The 16220-nt window shown below is 73.6% G+C and carries 14 protein-coding genes; 5 read left to right on the top strand and 9 right to left on the bottom strand.

From position 1 onward, the window contains the following. The first annotated feature begins 105 nt into the window (after positions 1-105). The 3 genes from ABZ793_RS12775 (at position 106) to ABZ793_RS12785 (ending at position 5198) form a co-directional block, all read left to right on the top strand. Positions 106-1368 (top strand): cell division protein DivIVA, encoded by a 1263-nt coding sequence (locus ABZ793_RS12775; RefSeq protein WP_350708693.1) that lies wholly within the window; start codon positions 106-108, stop codon positions 1366-1368. A gap of 174 nt (positions 1369-1542) precedes the next feature. Beyond that, positions 1543-3654 (top strand): hypothetical protein, encoded by a 2112-nt coding sequence (locus ABZ793_RS12780; RefSeq protein WP_357456183.1) that lies wholly within the window; start codon positions 1543-1545, stop codon positions 3652-3654. A gap of 275 nt (positions 3655-3929) precedes the next feature. Continuing rightward, a complete protein-coding gene (locus ABZ793_RS12785; RefSeq protein ID WP_357456186.1) occupies positions 3930-5198 on the top strand; it encodes an AI-2E family transporter in 1269 nt (422 codons plus the stop codon). Positions 5199-5273: 75 nt separating this feature from the next. On the opposite strand, the gene ABZ793_RS12790 is transcribed toward ABZ793_RS12785, so the two are convergent. From ABZ793_RS12790 to ABZ793_RS12820, 7 genes are all read right to left on the bottom strand, one after another. Next, complete coding sequence (locus ABZ793_RS12790) at positions 5274-6083, bottom strand: alpha/beta hydrolase (protein WP_357456189.1); 810 nt, start codon at positions 6081-6083, stop codon at positions 5274-5276. Between the two features lie 66 nt (positions 6084-6149). Next, positions 6150-6476 (bottom strand): hypothetical protein, encoded by a 327-nt coding sequence (locus tag ABZ793_RS12795; RefSeq protein WP_176737387.1) that lies wholly within the window; start codon positions 6474-6476, stop codon positions 6150-6152. Positions 6477-6532: 56 nt separating this feature from the next. Continuing rightward, a complete protein-coding gene (locus ABZ793_RS12800) occupies positions 6533-7585 on the bottom strand; it encodes a hypothetical protein (RefSeq protein WP_357456194.1) in 1053 nt (350 codons plus the stop codon). Beyond that, positions 7582-8076 carry a SigE family RNA polymerase sigma factor gene (locus ABZ793_RS12805; protein ID WP_357456197.1) on the bottom strand — a complete coding sequence of 165 codons (495 nt, stop codon included), beginning with the start codon at positions 8074-8076 and terminating at the stop codon, positions 7582-7584. Before ABZ793_RS12805 ends, ABZ793_RS12800 begins: the two co-directional genes overlap by 4 nt. Before the next feature lie 40 nt (positions 8077-8116). Then, complete coding sequence (locus tag ABZ793_RS12810; RefSeq protein ID WP_357456200.1) at positions 8117-9907, bottom strand: 3-hydroxybutyryl-CoA dehydrogenase; 1791 nt, start codon at positions 9905-9907, stop codon at positions 8117-8119. A 152-nt stretch (positions 9908-10059) separates the two neighbouring features. Beyond that, a complete protein-coding gene (locus ABZ793_RS12815) occupies positions 10060-11127 on the bottom strand; it encodes an alpha/beta hydrolase (RefSeq protein ID WP_357456203.1) in 1068 nt (355 codons plus the stop codon). A gap of 74 nt (positions 11128-11201) precedes the next feature. Continuing rightward, the gene (locus tag ABZ793_RS12820; RefSeq protein ID WP_357456206.1) at positions 11202-11747 is read right to left on the bottom strand and encodes an FHA domain-containing protein; all 546 of its coding nucleotides are present in this window, start codon (positions 11745-11747) and stop codon (positions 11202-11204) included. Positions 11748-12069: 322 nt separating this feature from the next. Here ABZ793_RS12820 and ABZ793_RS12825 point away from each other — a divergent pair, with 322 nt between their 5' ends. After that, positions 12070-13566 (top strand): aldehyde dehydrogenase family protein, encoded by a 1497-nt coding sequence (locus ABZ793_RS12825; RefSeq protein ID WP_357456209.1) that lies wholly within the window; start codon positions 12070-12072, stop codon positions 13564-13566. Positions 13567-13584: 18 nt separating this feature from the next. Here ABZ793_RS12825 and nucS read toward each other — a convergent pair whose 3' ends face one another. Then, positions 13585-14244 (bottom strand): endonuclease NucS, encoded by a 660-nt coding sequence (gene nucS / locus ABZ793_RS12830; RefSeq protein ID WP_076472317.1) that lies wholly within the window; start codon positions 14242-14244, stop codon positions 13585-13587. A gap of 71 nt (positions 14245-14315) precedes the next feature. On the opposite strand from nucS, the gene ABZ793_RS12835 reads away from it, so the two are divergent. Continuing rightward, positions 14316-14933 carry a DUF4126 domain-containing protein gene (locus tag ABZ793_RS12835; RefSeq protein WP_350708713.1) on the top strand — a complete coding sequence of 206 codons (618 nt, stop codon included), beginning with the start codon at positions 14316-14318 and terminating at the stop codon, positions 14931-14933. Between the two features lie 136 nt (positions 14934-15069). Here ABZ793_RS12835 and ABZ793_RS12840 read toward each other — a convergent pair whose 3' ends face one another. Continuing rightward, positions 15070-15666, bottom strand: coding sequence for a hypothetical protein (locus ABZ793_RS12840; RefSeq protein ID WP_357456212.1), 597 nt, complete (start codon positions 15664-15666; stop codon positions 15070-15072). Between the last annotated feature and the right edge of the window lie 554 nt (positions 15667-16220).

Raw genomic sequence — 16220 nt, forward strand, 5'->3', positions numbered from 1 at the left:
GTTGGTCCCGCCTCCCGGGGCTCCCGCAGTTGACCATGTAAAGAGGACGCGAAAGCTCGGGACCGCTCTTGCGAAGCACCCTGGGGAGTCTGCGAGTATGTCCCAATGCCCCAGCAGTCCTCCCCTCTTGCGTTCTTCGATAACGCGAACTCCCAGCCCGATTTCACCGTCGGCCTACGCGGCTACAACACCCACCAGGTCGATGACTTCATCGGCCGGATGACGGCCGCGCTGACCCAGTCCGAGCAGGCCCGGGCCGAGGCCGAGCAGCGCATGAACGACGCCCAGCGCCGGCTCCGCCAGGCCGAACAGCGCATGAGCACGCTGGAGCAGAAACTCGCCGACACCAACAAGCAGCTCGAGGAGAACAGCCGGCCCACCCTCTCCGGCCTCGGCACCCGCGTCGAGCAGATCCTCCGGCTGGCCGAGGAGCAGGCCAACGACCACCGCAACGAGGCCAAGCGCGAGTCGGAGGGCATCCTCTCCGCCGCCCGCCTCGAGGCCCGCGAGATCACCGACAAGGCGCGCGCCGAGGCGGCGGCGATGAAGGCCACCGCCGAGCGGGAGGCCGGCAGCGTCCGCACCGCCGCCGAGCGCGAGGCCGCCGAGGTCCGTGTCCAGGCCCGGCGCGAGGCCGACACGCTGCGCGCCGACGCCGACCGCGAGACCAAGCAGCTGCGCACGGTCACCGCGCACGAGGTCGCCGAGCTGAAGTCCACCGTCGAGCGCGAGGTCGCCACGCTCCGGGCGACCGCCGAGCGGGAGATCACCCAGCAGCGGGCGAAGGCCGCCCGGGAGGCCGAGGAGAAGCGCGCCGAGGCGACCAAGCTGCTCACCGACGCGCGGGACAAGCGCGACAAGGACCTCCAGGCCCTGGAGCTCCAGCTCGCCGAGCGCCGGGAGAAGGCCGAGCGCGAGGAGTCGGAGCGGCACGCGGCGCAGGTCGCGCAGACCCAGAAGCTGGTCAGCGAGGCGGAGCAGCGGGCCCATGCGGCGCAGGAGCGGGCCAAGGAGATCGAGCAGCGCGCCGAGGCCCGCCGGGTCGAGTCGGAGCGCACCGCCAACGAGACGGTCGACAAGGCCAAGGCGCTGGCCGAGAAGACGCTCGGCGAGGCGAAGGCCGAGGCGAAGCGGCTGCTCACCGAGGCGCGCACCGAGGCCGAGCTGACCACCCAGGCGGCTCGCCGCGAGGTCGAGGACCTCACCCGGCAGAAGGACGCCGTTACCTCCCAGCTCGGCCAGATGCTCTCCGGCCTCGCCGGCATCGTGCCGGGCGTGCCGGCCACGCAGCCGGCCGCGCCGGCCAAGCCCGAGGCGAAGAAGGCCGACGGCGCGGACGAGCGGGTGGCTGCCGAGACGTCCAACTGACCGACCCGACCGGGGGCATGACGACGGCGTGGGGTGACACCGGGTGACCGGTGTGCCCCGCGCCGTATGCGTTTGCCCGCCAGGGAATTGCCCGGGCGTGGCCGCAGTGAAGTAGGTCCCATCCGGGGCGTCCGTATCGCCCCAGCAGAGCCGGATGCGTGTGAGGATGGGGGCATGTCGCACGGCGAGGAACTGTTCGCTCTCGGCGGAGACGTGACCACGGAGCCCAGCTTCGAGTCCGCTCTGCGGGGGTACGAGAAACGACAGGTCGACCGGTACGTCGCTCGTGCGGAGCACGAGATCGCGGCCCTCGCGGCCGAGCGGGAACAGGCCTACACACAGATCCACAAGCTCGCCGGCCAGGTGGAGGTGCTCCAGCGGGACCTCGCCCAGGCCCGCAAGTCGTCCGGCGCGCTGGAGAACGTCTCCTTTCGGCACCTCGGCCCGCGGGTGGAACAGATCCTCACCCTCGCCGAGGAGCAGGCCGACGCGGTCCTGGTCGCCGCCAACCAGGAGATCGAGGCGCGCCGGGCCGCCGCCGAGCACATCATCGAGGAGGCGCGCGAGCAGGCCGCCACCGCGCTCAAGGACTTCGAGATCGCGCTGGCCGCCCGCCGGGCGGAGGAGGAGCGGCACAGCGCGGCCCGTAAGGCCGAGGCGGACGCCGCGGTCCGGGCCGCCAAGGAGGAGGCCGCTCGGCTGGGCAAGGCCGCCCAGGAGGCGCTGGCGAAGGCCCAGCAGGAGGCCACCCAGCTGCGGGACGCGGCCAAGGAGATCCACCACCGGGCCCAGCAGGAGGCGACCAAGCTCCGCGAGGCCGCCAAGGAGGTCCACGCCAGGGCCCAGCAGGAGGCCACCCAGCTCCGCGAGGCCGCCAAGGAGGTCCACGCCAAGGCCCAGCAGGAGGCCAAGCGCCTGGTCGACCAGGCCACCGAGGCGGGCCGGGCCACCCACGCCAAGGCCCAGCGGGACGCCAAGCAGATCATCGACGACGCCGCCCAGGCCGGCCGGGCCACCCGCGACAAGGCCCGGCAGGAGGCGGAGCGGCTCACCACCCAGGCGGCCGAGGCGGCCAAGCGCAGCCGCGCCGAGACCGAGGCGTACGTGCAGCGAATGCGCACGGAGACCGAGGCGTACGTGCAGCAGGCCCGGGCGCAGACGCAGCAGGAGCTGGGCGCCTGGCGGGCCGGGGTGGAGCAGGAGGTCAACAGCCGCCGCGAGGCGGCGGACCGTGAGCTGACCCAGCGCCGGACGACCGCCGAGCAGGAGTTCACCAAGCGCCGCGACGACCTGGAGAAGCAGTACAAGACCCGCCTCGCCGAGCTGGAGCAGCAGCACAAGAGCCGGCACGACGAGCTGGAGACCGGGTTCGAGTCGCGCCGCGCCACGCTGGAGTCGGAGTACACCAGCCGGAAGAACGAGATCGAGCAGGGTGCCGCCGCCGTCCGGCAGGCCGCCGAACGGGACGCGCTGGCGATGCGCCGCCAGGCCGAGGAGGAGGCGGCGGCGCTGCTCGGCCGGGCCGAGTCGGAGGCGGCCGAGAAGCGCCGCAAGGCCGACGAGCACGTGGCGACCTCGCGTCGCCAGTTCGAGGAGTACGCGGCGACGACGCAGCAGCACCTGGCCACCACCCAGCAGCACCTCGCCGCCACCCAGCAGGAGGCCGCGGCGAGCCGTCAGCAGCTCGCCCAGGTGATGCTGGAGATCGCGCAGGCCCAGCAGCAGCTCGCCGACCTGCGGCAGGAGACATGGAAGTCGCGGCAGGAGTCCGACGAGCTGCAGCGGCAGGTGGCCGAGCTGCGGTTGGGGCTGGTCGGTGCGGCCGACGCACCGGGCGGGACGGCCACCGCCGCGGCGAACGGCGGGAAGGCGTCGACCGCCGCCGGGGCGGGCGAGGCGAAGAAGGAGGCCACGCCGGCCGGAGCGGCAGCGGCTCCGGCGGGTGGGGCCGGGGGCAAGGAGGCCGCCCCGGCCGCGGGCGGCAGGCCCGGCGCGGGCAAGGTCGAGCCGGCGGAGGCCGGCCAGCCGGCCAAGGGTCGGATCGAGCCGGCGGACGCCGGGCAGCCGGAGAGCGGCAAGGTCGCGTCCGTGACCACCGTCGACGGCGGCACCGCCAGCGCCGGCGTGGAGGGGGAGCCGACCGTGGCGGCGGTGCCGGGTGAGGCCGGCCGGGGCGCCACCCCGACGAAGATCACCAGCACCGGCGAGAACGGCAAGCGGCCGACGAAGCCGACCACCGACGAGCGCAGCGCCAAGCCGAGCAAGGTCGTCGTCGAGAAGGACTGACCACCCGCCCCGTCGCACGGTGGGTCGGGTGGTGTGGGCGCCGGGCGGTGGCATCCTGTGGGGTCCGGTTGTGCCCCGTCAGTGAGGGCAGCTCGACAGCGGCCGGAGCGGCATCCCGTGGGGTGGGCCGGTGGCCGGACCGACGCGACCCGGTGGACGGACGGGTCGGTCCGGCGCCCTGACGACCACTACGCTCCTGATCGGAGCCCCCGGACCTGGGGTCCCCGCGCCCGGGGGCCGGCAGGCGCCGGCGGAAGTCGATCAGGGAGGTCCGGATGGCACAGGACGGACCCGCGGCGTCGGGCGCCGACCGGGAGCCCGGAACCACCCCGGACCCGGCCGGGACGGCCGCCGAGCCGGAGCGGAAGCGGGCCGCCGAGCCGAAAGGGACGGCCGAGCCCGGGTGGGAACGGGCCGCCGAGCAGGAACGGACCGGGGCGGTGCCCGGGGGCACGGCGTCGGCTCCGGACGGCGACGAGCCGCCGGCCGTCGGGACGGGACGGTTCGGCACGCCGGGGCGACCGCTGCGGCGCAGCAGCTTCCTGGTCGGCTTCACAGGTGCGGCCGGGGTGCTGCTCGCGTACACCCTCTACCTGGGCCTGCGCAGCGCGGCCGGAATCCTCGTCCTGGTGGTCATCGCGCTCTTCCTCGCCGTGGGCCTGCACCCCGCCGTGGTCCGGCTGCGCTCCTGGGGGCTGCCGCACGGCGCGGCGGTGGCGACGGTCGCGCTGACGGTCGTGCTGCTCCTCTGCGGCGGCGTGTTCGCCCTGGTGCCGCCGATCGTCACGCAGACCGGACAGTTCGTGGACCAGTTGCCGAGCTTCCTGGACGAGTTGCGCCGCAACCGGACGGTCAACGACCTGGTGGAGCGGTACGACCTGATGGAGCGGCTGCAGAACGCGGCGAACCCGGCCACGATCGGAGGGGCGCTCGGCGGGGTGCTCGGCGGGGCCCAGATGGTCTTCGGGACGGTGTTCCGGGGGCTGACCGTGCTGGTGCTGACGATCTACTTCCTCGTCTACTTCGACCGGCTCCGCGACCTGGGGTACTCGCTGGTGCCCCGGTCCCGCCGGGAGCGGGTGCGGCTGATCGGCGACGAGATCCTGGCCAAGGTCGGCGCGTACATGGTGGGCGCGCTCAGCATCGCCGTGCTGGCCGGGGCGACCACGTTCGTCTTCGCGCTGGTCGTCGGGCTGCCGTACCCGTTCGCGCTGGCCGTGGTGGTCGCGGTGACCGACCTCGTCCCGCAGATCGGCGCCACGCTGGGCGCGGTGATCGTCAGCCTGGTCGGCTTCGCCACCGACCTGCCGGTCGGCATCGCCTGCGTGGTGTTCTTCCTGATCTACCAGCAGGTGGAGAACTACCTGATCTATCCCAAGGTCATGCGCCGGTCGGTGGCGGTCAACGAGGTGGCCGCCCTGGTCGCCGCGCTGCTCGGCGTGTCCCTGCTGGGCGTGGTGGGCGCGCTGATCGCGATCCCGGCGGTGGCCGCGTTCCAGCTCATCCTGCGGGAGGTGATCCTGCCCCGGCAGGAGTCCCGTTGACCCCGGCCGGGACCGCGACGACCACCCCGGCCCGCGGGCGGGCGGGTCAGCCGGCCTGGCCTGCGGGCGGGCGGGTCAGCCGGCCTGGCCCGCGGGCGGGCCGGGCACCGGGCGGTCGGCGAAGGAGGCCACCGTGCGGTCGGCGTACGCGCTGACGTCGCCGGTCTCCACCGGGCCGTCCCAGGTGGTCGGCAGCGGCACGGCGGCGGCCGGGTCGACCCGGCGGGCCACCTCGTCCAGCACGGTCTCGGCGTCGCCGACCCAGAGGTGCTTCGCGCCGGGCACCCCGACCACCTCGGCCTGCGGCACCGCCGCGAAGCGTTCCCGCGCCTCGTCGGGGCGCAGGTAGTCGTCGAACTCCGGCACCAGGGCGGTCAGCGGCTTGCCGGACGCCGCCCAGTGGTCGAGGTCTGCCGGGGTGGAGTAGCGCAGCGGCGGGGAGAGCAGGATCGCCCCGGTGACCGCCGGGTCGCAGCCGTACTTCAGGGTCAGGTCGGTGCCGAACGACCAGCCGAGCAGCCAGATGTTCGGCAGCTCGGCGAACTCGGCGTACTCGATGGCGGCGGCGACGTCGAAACGCTCGCCGACGGCGTTGTCGAAGGCGCCCTCGCTGGTGCCGCGCAGGCTGCTGGTGCCCCGGGTGTTGAAGCGGAGCACGGCCAGGTCGGCCAGGGCCGGCAGGCGCCACGCCGCCTTGCGGAACACGTGGCTGTCCATCATCCCGCCGTGGGTGGGCAGCGGGTGCAGGCAGACGAGGGTGCCCACCGGCTCCCGGTCCAGCGGTCGGGCCAGCTCGCCGACCAGCCGCAGTCCGTCCGCGGTGTGCAGTTCGATGTCCTCGCGACGCCCGGGCAGGATGGTGGACGCGCGGATCGGTGTGCTCACCCGTCCAGTCTCACCCGTGCGGCCGGGGACCGCCGGGCGGGGCGGAAACAGGGTGATCCAGATCGCTCAGCCGTACCGGGGGGCGCCGCGGCCGCGCTGCACGACCGGCCCGCGCCGGTCCCGGGCCCGCCAGCAGCCGCTGTGCCAGTGCCGCCGGTCCGTCAGGTCGCCCCGCCCGTCGGCCGGCCACGCCACCAGGTGCGCCACCCCGGGCCGGATCTCCTGGTCGCAGCCCGGGCAGCGGTACGTCTTGGTGGACGCCCCGCCGCTGATCCCGCGCACCTGCCACTCGCCGTCGCGCCACTGCTGCACCGAGGCGACGCCCTGGCGGACCCGGTCGGAGTCGAGGTGGGCGGTGTCATCGCGGCGGGGTCGGTTGCGACGGGGGCTCACGGTCACCAAGCGTACGGGCCGACCCGTGGGCCGGCCCGGCACGGGCGCACGACCGGTCAGTCCCAGGTCTCCGGGCGGATCGGGTCCTCGGCCACCCGCGCCCCGCCGAGTACGAGGGCGGCGTCCTGCTCGGTGAAGCCGTCGAAGGGCCAGCCGAAGTCGGCCACCAGGTGGGCCTTCGGGAATCCGAGCAGCTCCAGTTGCTCGCCCTGCGGGTAACGGTAGGCGGGCCGGCCGGCGATCGTCCGGTTCCCCTCGGTCCGGCTGCTGGCGCTACTGCTCGCGTACTCGAAGGACACGGTCATCTGCCGCTGCTCGCTCGCGGTCACCCGCAGCGACACCCGCAGCGCGTCGGGGAAGGAGTCCGCCTCGACCCGGCAGCCGGTGAGCCGGGCGCCGGTGGGCAACGTGGTCAACCGTACCGGGTCGCCGCAGCGGCGTGAGTCGCCCAGCTGAAGGGCGCGGAGCGCCACGTCGATCTCCCGGGCGGTGGCGGCGGTCACGGTGGCCCGGGCGTACAGGCCACGGGCCGGTTGCCAGAGCCGGACCCAGCTGGGCGTATCTCCCCTGCCCCGGTGCCGGCGATCGCTGCCGTCGTAGGCCTCCTCGACCGTCATACCCGACAGGTCGACCGGCAGTCCGTTGACCACACCGTGCATGAGCGCGGCGGCGGAGGAGGTCAGCTCGACGGTGACCGCCCGGCCCCCGCCGACGTCGGCCCGGACCAGCTCCACCCCCGACCAGACCTCCCAGCCCAGATAGCGGGCCCGTGCCGGGTCCAACCCGAAGTGCAGCACCTGCGGATCCGTGCCCACCAGGTCGGGCCGGCTCGCGGCCCCCGGTACGTCGTCCGCCCAGGGTGGCGTCACCGCGGAGGTTCCCGGCGCGGCGGCGTGCGGTGGACGTACCCCCTCCAGCCAGCCGACGCCGGTGCCGACGGTCAGGCCAAGCACCGCCACCAGACCCACCGCGGCCCCCGCGCCGGCCCGACGACGACGGCGGCGGGCCTTCCCGCCGGCGACGGCACGCGCCGTCAGGCGGTCGGTGTCGACCGTTCCCTCGGCGCGCTCGCGCAGCGCCCGTACGATCCGTTCGTCGAGGTCGGTCACGGCCGGCTCCCGTTCGTCGTCGGGAGGTCGCAGCGCTCCCGGAGGTGGGCGAGCGCCCGCATGGCATGGGTGCGGACGGTGACCGGCGAGCAGTCCAGGATCTGGGCGATGGTCGCGTCGTCGAGGTCCTCGTAGTAGCGCAGCACGAGCACCGCCCGCTGGCGTTCCGGCAGCCCGAGGACGAGCCGCCACATCGCGTCCCGGTCGGCGGTCTCGCCGCCGAGGTCGCCGCGCTGCGGCCGCTCGGCGAAGTCAGCCGTCGCCAGTTCCCGGTTCGTACGCCGGCGCCACCAGGAGTGGTTGGCGTTGACCAGCATCCGGCGCACGTACACGTCGGGCCGGTCCGCCCTGGCGATCCGCCGCCAGTGCACGTACGCGCGGGCGAGGACGTCCTGGGTGAGGTCCTCGGCCCGGTGCTCGTCCCCGGTCAGCAGCCGGGCCAGCCGGATCAGGGCCGGCCCGCGGCTGCTGACGTACTCCTCGAAGGTCACACCATGCAGACGCCGTCACCGGCGCCGGGCGTTGACCCGCTCAGCGACGGGTGTGGTCGCGGAAGCCGCGGCCGCTCTTGCGACCCAGGTAGCCGGCCGTGACCAGGTGCTCCAGCAGCGGGGCGGGCGCGAAGCCCGGCTCGCGCAGCTCCAGGTAGAGCTCCCGCTGGATGGCCAGCGAGACGTCCAGGCCGACCACGTCGAGCAGCTCGAACGGGCCCATCGGGTAACCGCAGCCCAGCTTCATCGCGTAGTCGATGTCGTCGGCGGTGGAGTAACTGGCCTCCAGCATCTTCACCGCGTCGTTGAGGTACGGGAAGAGCAGCGCGTTGACGACGAAGCCGGACCGGTCGCCGCAGACCACGCCCGTCTTGCCCAGCGTGGCGCAGACGGCGCGGGCGGTGGCGGTCGTCTCGGCCGAGGTCCGGATGGTCTGCACGATCTCGACCAGCGGCATGACGGGGGCCGGGTTGAAGAAGTGCAAACCGACCACGTCGGCGGGCCGCTGGGTGGCCATCGCGACGTCGATCACCGGCAGCGACGAGGTGGTGGTGGCGAGCACGACGCCCGGCTTGCAGATCTCGTCGAGGCTGGCGAAGAGGGCCTTCTTGACGCTCAGCTCCTCCACCACGGCCTCGACCACGAGGTCGACGTCCGCGAGGTGCTCCAGGGTGGCCGACCAGTTGATCCGGCCGAGCGCGGCGTCCCGGTCGGCCTCGCTGACCTTGCCGCGCACCACGCCCTTGTTGAGCGAGGTCTTGACCGCTTCGCAGACCTTCGCGGACTTCTCCGCGCCCCGGGTCACCGAGACGACCTCGTAGCCGGCCTTGGCGAAGACCTCGATGATCCCGGTGGCCATCGTCCCGGAGCCCACCACGCCCACCTTCGCGATGGCGCGCGCGCCGTCGGCCAGCGCCGGCTCCGCGGCCACGGGCGTCCGCTCGTCCGGTACGACCTTCGGGGAGCCCGGCCGCTCGTAGGTGTAGAAGCCCCGGCCGGACTTGCGGCCGAGCAGCCCGGCGGTGACCATCTGCTTGATCAGCGGCACCGGGGCGTGCCGGCGGTCCCGGCCGCCGCGCCGGTACATGGTGTCCAGGATCTCGTACGCGGTGTCCAGGCCGATCAGGTCCATCAGCGCCAGCGGGCCCATCGGCAGGCCGCAGCCGAGCTTCATGGCCGCGTCGATGTCCTCGCGGGTGGCGTAGTGCGACTCGAACATGCCGACGGCGTGGTTGAGGTAGCCGAAGAGCAGCGCGTTGGCGATGAAGCCGGCGCGGTCGTTGATGGTCACGTCGACCTTGCCGAGCCGCTCGCAGAGCGCCTCCACGTCGGCGACCACGTCGGCGGAGGTGACCACCGTCCGGACCACCTCGACGAGCTTCATGACCGGGGCCGGGTTGAAGAAGTGGATGCCGATCACCTGGTTGGGCCGGCTGGTGGCGACGGAGATCTCGGTGACGCTCAACGACGAGGTGTTGGTGGCCAGGATCGCCTCGGGCTTGCAGACCCGGTCCAGCTCGGCGAAGATCCGCTGCTTGAGGTCCAGGTGCTCGGGCACCGCCTCGATGACGAGGTCCACCGAGTGCAACGCGTCCAGCCCGACCTGCCAGTGGACCCGGCTCAGCAGCGCGTCCCGGTCCGCCTCGGCGAGCTTGCCCTTGGCCACGGCCCGGTCCGTCGAGCCGGTCAGGGTGGCCCGGCCGCGCTCCAGCGCGCCCTCGGAGATCTCGACCGCGACGACGTCGACGCCGTTGCGCGCGAATACCTCGACGATGCCGGCACCCATGGTGCCCAGACCCACAACGCCCACGCTGGTGAACTCGCGCGCCACGACCGGCCTCCCCAATGCTCCGCACAGCCGCGTGAACGGCCACTAAGGTTATGCGCGCGAGTCTGCCACGTGACGTTCGGTTGTCGAGACGCGGTGGGGTATTTCACGGACGGTGCGGCCCGTCGGGCCGCCCGTCGTCGGCCCGCCCGTCGTCAGGCCGCCCCGCCGGTCAGCCGGAGCAGCTCGGCGACGAACTCGGCCGGCCGCTCCAGGTGCGGGCTGTGCCCGCAGCCGGGCAGCAGCACCTCCCGGTACGCGCCGCCGGCCGCCGCGTAACGCTCCAGCACCGCCCGGGTCTGCCCCACCATCGGCTGCGCCGGGCAGGCATCCGCCCCCGGCCATCCCGGCACCGCGCCGAGCGAGCCCAGGTGGGCCAGGTCGAACAGCGAGGTGTCCGAGACGATCACGTCGGCGTCCCCGTGGATCCAGGTAACCGGCGGCTTGTCGGCGACGGCCACGAGTTCGTCGGCGACCCGGAAGTACGCCGGGGAGAGGGCGTTGAGCACGCCGCGCCGGCCCGGAGCGGTGCCGGGCCAGTTCGCCGAGTCCACCGCCGTGCCCGGGTAGTTGTCGTCGCCCGTCGCGGTGGTGAGGAGGGTGTCCAGCAGCAGTTCCTCGTCGTCGCCGAGCGAGGCCGGGTCCGCCACGTAGGTGGCCCGCAGCACGTTGCGCGGGCTGGCCTGGCTCTCCGTGCCCCGGTCGCCGGCGGCCAGCCGCTTGACGAACTCCTGGTTGGCCGTGCCCGCCCCGGTGCCGGCGAAGTCGGGCGTGGTGGGGGTGCCGACCAGGTCGCGCGTGCCCCCGTAGCCGTACGGCGAGACCGGCGCGGCGAGCAGCAGCGCGGCCACCCGGTCGGGGTGGTCGACCAGCAGCCGCATGGCCACTCCCCCGCCCAGCGAGTGCCCGACCACCACCGGTCGGGCACCGGGCGCGAACAGGGACGGCTCGTCCAGCAGCGCGGCGAGGTCGTCGGAGAAGTCGGTCAGCCCCCGGGTCGCGTCCACCGGGGCGGTGTCGGTGTACCCGTAGCCCCGCAGGTCGGGCGCGACCACCCGGAGGGTGTCCGGCAGCCGCCGCACCAGCGGCTCCCAGAACGCCGCGGACGAGCAGTTGCCGTGGATCAGCAGCACCGGCACGCCGTCCGGCGGCCCGGCCACCCGCACCGCCTGGGTGATCCCGTTCGCCGACACGAGCTGCTGTCCGGTCTCCATCCGCGGCATGCTGCCACGACACCCCGGGCGCGTCCATGGGTCCCCCCGCCATGTTCCCTGGTCGGGAAATGTGCGGCGACAGGTCAGAACGGGGCGGAGCCCAGCGCGCCCACCGGCAGCGGCGGCACCGCGCCGGGACCCTGGAGGGCCGGCATCGCGGCCGACAGCGGCGGCACCGGCTGGGCAGCCGGAAGGGCGGGGGTCGCGAGGGGGTCGGCGCCCGGGAGGGCCGGCGTCGCGATCGGCAGCGGCAGTGTCGGGCGGTGGTCCCGGCGCGGCTGGCCGAAGCTGAACCCCACCGGATCGGTCCGCGCCACGCCCGGGTCGAAGAGGCGCAGCTCGGTGCGTCCGACCCGGATCACGTCCCCGTCGGCCAACCGCTCCACGCCGGTGATCCGCCGGTCGTTCAGCCAGGTGCCGTTGGTCGAGCCCAGGTCCGCCAGGCAGGCGCCCTCGTCCGTCAGCCAGACCTCGGCGTGCCGGCGGCTCAGGTGCGCGTCGTGCACGACGATGTCGGCCGTCGGCACCCGGCCGATCACCTGCCGCACCGGGCCGACCCGGAAACTCAGCCCCCGCATCGCCCCACCCGCCACCGTCAGCAACGGCATCAGTTCCGGACGTTCCTCCATGGACAGTCAGCCCCCCACCCCGCACGGTCACCCCGCGCGTCAGCCTGCCACCACACGGTAGTCACCCTCGACCGCCGGGCGGTCACCTCCACGCCCCCGGCCGGACATCTCCCGTTCGCCGGTTCGGCGTCCACCGGCTGACAAAGACCGCAAACAGTCCCGGCCGGCCCGACGCCCCGACCACGTCCACGGAATCGGGCACCACCGCTTTCGACAAGGCCGGGCGGCGGCCGGAAGCTCATCCGTACGGGCGGCCCGGCGGACCGGAACGAGCAGGCTCGCCACCCTACCGGCGAGTAATCCTCAGGTCTAGACTTCCGTCATGACGGCTGTGCATGTCCCGGGAACCCCGGTCATCGAGGACGGTCGGCTGGTGTCGACGAGCCCGGCGACCGGCGCGGAGGTCGGTCGCCTGCCGGTGGCGACCGCCGAGGACGTCGCGCGGGCGGTCGACCGCGCCCGCCCTGCCGGCGAGTGGTGGGCCGGGCTCGGCTTCGCCGGGCGCAGGGAGCGGCTGCTGCGGTGGCGGGCCCTGCTCGCCCGGCGGATCGAGGAGCTGGCCGAGCTGGTGCACGCCGAGGGTGGCAAGCCGTTGGCCGACGCCGTCGTGGAGATCGTCAGCGCCGTCGAGCACGTCGACTGGGCGGCCCGCAACGCCCGCCGGGTGCTGGGCCCCCGCCGGGTCCGCTCGCGGCTCGTCCTGGCCGAGTTCTCCGCCCACCTCGAATACCAGCCGCACGGGGTGATCGGCGTGATCGGGCCGTGGAACTATCCCGTCTTCACCCCGATCGGCTCCGTCGCGTACGCGCTCGCGGCCGGGAACGCGGTGGTGCTGAAGCCCAGCGAGTACACCCCCGCCGTCGGGCAGTGGCTGGTCGACACGTTCGCCGAGGTGGTGCCGGAGCACCCGGTGTTCACCGCGGTGCACGGGCTCGGCGACGTCGGCGCCGCGCTCTGCCGCTCCGGGGTGGGCAAGGTGGCCTTCACCGGCTCGTCCGCCACCGCCAGGAAGGTGATGGCGGCCTGCGCCGAGTCGCTGACGCCCGTGCTGCTGGAGGCGGGCGGCAAGGACGCGATGATCGTCGACGCCGACGCCGACCTGGACGCCGCCGCCGAGGCGTGCGTCTGGGGCGCGCTCACCAACGCCGGCCAGACCTGCATCGGCATCGAGCGGGTCTACGCGGTCGAGCCGGTCTTCGACGCCTTCGTCGGGAAGGTGGTCGAGCGGGCCGGTCGGTTGACCGTCGGCCCCGACGACGCCGACATCGGCCCGATCACCATGCCGAGCCAGCTCGACGTGATCCGCCGGCACATCGACGACGCGCTGGCCCGGGGCGGCCGGGCGGTGCTGGGCGGCGCCGACGCGGTGCAGCCGCCGTACGTGCGCCCGACCGTGCTGGTGGACGTCCCGGAGGACTCACTCGCCGTACGCGAGGAGACCTTCGGCCCGACCCTGACCGTCAACCGGGTCCGCGACGCCGACGAGGCCGTCGCCCGGGCCAACGCCCTGTCGTACGGCCTGGGGGGTTCGGTCTTCGGCCGGCGGCGCGCGGTGGCGATCGCCCGGCGGCTGCGCTCGGGGATGGCGTCGGTCAACTCGACGCTGACCTTCGCCGGGATGTCCACGCTGCCGTTCGGCGGCGTCGGCGACTCCGGTTTCGGCCGCATCCACGGCGAGGACGGGCTGCGCGAGTTCAGCCGCGCCAAGGCGATCACCCGCCGGCGGGCCCGGTCGCTGCTGGCCTCCACGACCTTCGAGCGGACGCCGGCCGACGTCGCCCGGCTCGTCAGGGCCATCAAGACGATGTACGGCCGGTGAGCCACGGGGCGGAGGGCGTCAGAAGAGGGTGAGTTCGTCCCGCTCGATGCCGCGCAGCTTGTCGTAGTCCACGACGACGCAGCGGATGCCCCGGTCCGTGGCGAGCACCCTGGCCTGCGGCTTGATCTCCTGCGCGGCGAACACCCCGGCGACGGGCGCGAGCAGCGGGTCGCGGTTCATCAGCTCCAGGTACCGGGTGAGCTGCTCCACGCCGTCGATCTCGCCACGCCGCTTCACCTCCACCGCAACGGCGCCCTGGTTGGCGTCCCGACAGAGCAGGTCCACCGGGCCGATGGCCGTCATGTACTCCCGGCGGACCAGCGTGAACCCCTCGCCGAGCGTCTCCGGGTTGGCCGCCAGCAACTCCTGGAGGTGCGCCTCCACGCCGTCCTTGCGCAGGCCTGGATCGACGCCCAGCTCGTACGAGGTGTCCTGGAAGATCTCCTCCAGGGTGATCCGCAGCTCCTCGCCGGCCTTGTTGACGACCCGCCAGACACCCGGGGCCTCCTCCAGCCGGCAGGGCGGGCTCATCCAGTTCAGCGGCTTGTACGCCCGGTCGTCGGCGTGGATCGACACCGACCCGTCCGCCTTCACCATCAGCAACCGGGTGGCCGGCGGCAGGTGAGCCGAGAGCCGTCCGACGTAGTCCACCGAGCACTTCGCAATCACCAACCGCACCCGACGAGGGTAGCCGAGGCCCCGGCCCGCGCCACCGAGCGGCACTGGCGTGGCGGTGGGATGCTGAGACGGTGCTCGAAGTTCTCACCGGTACCGGCCTCGCCGCCTCGGCGGGGCTGAACGCCTACATCCCCCTGCTCACCATGGGGTTGCTGGCCCGCTACACCAGCCTGATCGACCTGCCCGCCGGCTGGCAGTGGCTCGGCAACGGCTGGGTGCTCGCCATCCTGGCGGTGCTGCTGGTCATCGAGGTCGTGGCCGACAAGGTGCCCGTGGTCGACCACGTCAACGACGTGGTGCAGACCGTGGTCCGGCCCACCGCCGGTGGCCTGGCCTTCGGCGCGGGCTCGTCGTCGGAGACGGTGACGGTGAGCGACCCGGGGAGCTTCTTCTCCTCCCACCAGTGGGTCCCGGTGGTGACCGGGGTGCTGATCGCCCTCGGCGTGCACCTGCTGAAGTCCGCCGCCCGACCGGTCGTCAACGCGACCACGGCCGGCGTCGGCGCCCCGGTGGCCAGCACCGCCGAGGACGCCACCAGCGTGGTCATGTCGGTGGTGGCGATCATCCTGCCGGTGCTGGTGCTGGCGTTCCTGCTCGGGCTGGTCCTCTTCGTCGTCTGGTTCGTGCGCCGCCGGTCCGACCGACGCCGCGAACGTCAGGCGGCCCGGGCCGCCGGCTTCCGCGTCTGACCCTCGTACGCACCGACGGCCGGCCACCCCGCGTGGGTGGCCGGCCGTCGGGTGGTGGGAGATGTGCCGCTGGCCGGCGCCCGTGTCGGGTGCCGGCCAGCGTTCCCCCTTGTAGTGGAAAGTCTGTCTCTGCGGGTCAGTTGTTCCAGTGCTTGGCGACGAGGTCGGCGGCCTGCTGTTCCCACTGGGCGTAGTGGTCGGGGTACGCCGACACCTGCACCGTCTGCGCGGCCTCGGTCAGGGGCATGTCCTGCCACCCGTCGACCTGCTTCAGACCCTTCAGGAACGCCATCGTCGAGTACTCGGGGTCGGTGATCTGCTCCACCGTGCCCCAACCGCTGGACGGGCGCTGCTGGAACAGGCCCTGCGAGTCGTGGTCGTTGCGGTCACCCAGATGACCCAGGTTCTCCAGCTTCGACTCCTGCAACGCCGTCGCGATCGACACCACCGCGGCCCGCTCGTCCATGCCGGCCTTCTTCGTCGCCGCGATGATCGCCTTCACGTTACCGACCTGCTCGTCCGACAGGTCGATGCGCGACTGCGCACCCTGCACACCATGCGGGATCAGCTTCGCGGTGTCCACGGCCGGCTTGTCCGCCGCCACGGCCACGGCGGTGATCGGGGTGCTCTCGACCGTCGGGGCGGCGTGAGCAGCAGCCGGACCGGCGAACACACCACCGGCGAAGGCCAGACCAGCAATACCGAGAACGCTCTTACGCATGATCGTGTTCATCAGATGCTCCATTCGGGGGTTGGCACCACACGCCGAAAGGGGGGTTCAGCGGGGCGCAAGCACCGTCCGGCGCTCAACAAACTCGGGGGATCCGGCGTCACGCGCCGGGAAGAATCAGACCGGCCATATCTGGAGACCGGGAGTGGCCCGTGCCGCGCGGGGCGAGGGGGTCGCCCCTTCACTGGCCGGGACCATGTGTAACGACGGCGGCCCACCATCATTCCGGGGCCGGCGCCGGGGCCGGGGCCGGGGCCGGGGCCGGGGCCGGGGCCGGGGTCGCATACCAACCCCTGTCGGGGCGGCGGCGTGGTCGTGCTCGGTCGTACGCATGGTGTAACGACCCCGGCCCGGCCACGATTCCGCGCCCACGATGCCCCCGGTCACACCCGAAACCGGACCCACGGGACACCGCCACCCGGACCGTCGCCTCCCGACGGCCCATTCGCCGGATAACGGACAGCCAGGCACGGACGGCGCGCGACCACCGACGGGGTGTGGCCCGCCGTGCCCGGCGCAGGGATCAAGCCTGACCGCCCGGAGCCGGGCACGGCGGG

Source organism: Micromonospora sp. NPDC047465 (assembly GCF_040643125.1).
Classification (GTDB): domain Bacteria; phylum Actinomycetota; class Actinomycetes; order Mycobacteriales; family Micromonosporaceae; genus Micromonospora.

Excerpts from the sequence above, each read along its gene's own strand:
- ABZ793_RS12775 (WP_350708693.1), top strand. The coding sequence starts at position 106 with ATGCCCCAGCAGTCCTCCCCTCTTGCGTTCTTCGATAACGCGAACTCC.
- ABZ793_RS12780 (WP_357456183.1), top strand. The coding sequence starts at position 1,543 with ATGTCGCACGGCGAGGAACTGTTCGCTCTCGGCGGAGACGTGACCACG.
- ABZ793_RS12785 (WP_357456186.1), top strand. The coding sequence starts at position 3,930 with ATGGCACAGGACGGACCCGCGGCGTCGGGCGCCGACCGGGAGCCCGGA.
- ABZ793_RS12815 (WP_357456203.1), bottom strand. The coding sequence starts at position 11,127 with ATGCCGCGGATGGAGACCGGACAGCAGCTCGTGTCGGCGAACGGGATC.
- ABZ793_RS12820 (WP_357456206.1), bottom strand. The coding sequence starts at position 11,747 with ATGGAGGAACGTCCGGAACTGATGCCGTTGCTGACGGTGGCGGGTGGG.
- ABZ793_RS12825 (WP_357456209.1), top strand. The coding sequence starts at position 12,070 with ATGACGGCTGTGCATGTCCCGGGAACCCCGGTCATCGAGGACGGTCGG.
- ABZ793_RS12840 (WP_357456212.1), bottom strand. The coding sequence starts at position 15,666 with ATGAACACGATCATGCGTAAGAGCGTTCTCGGTATTGCTGGTCTGGCC.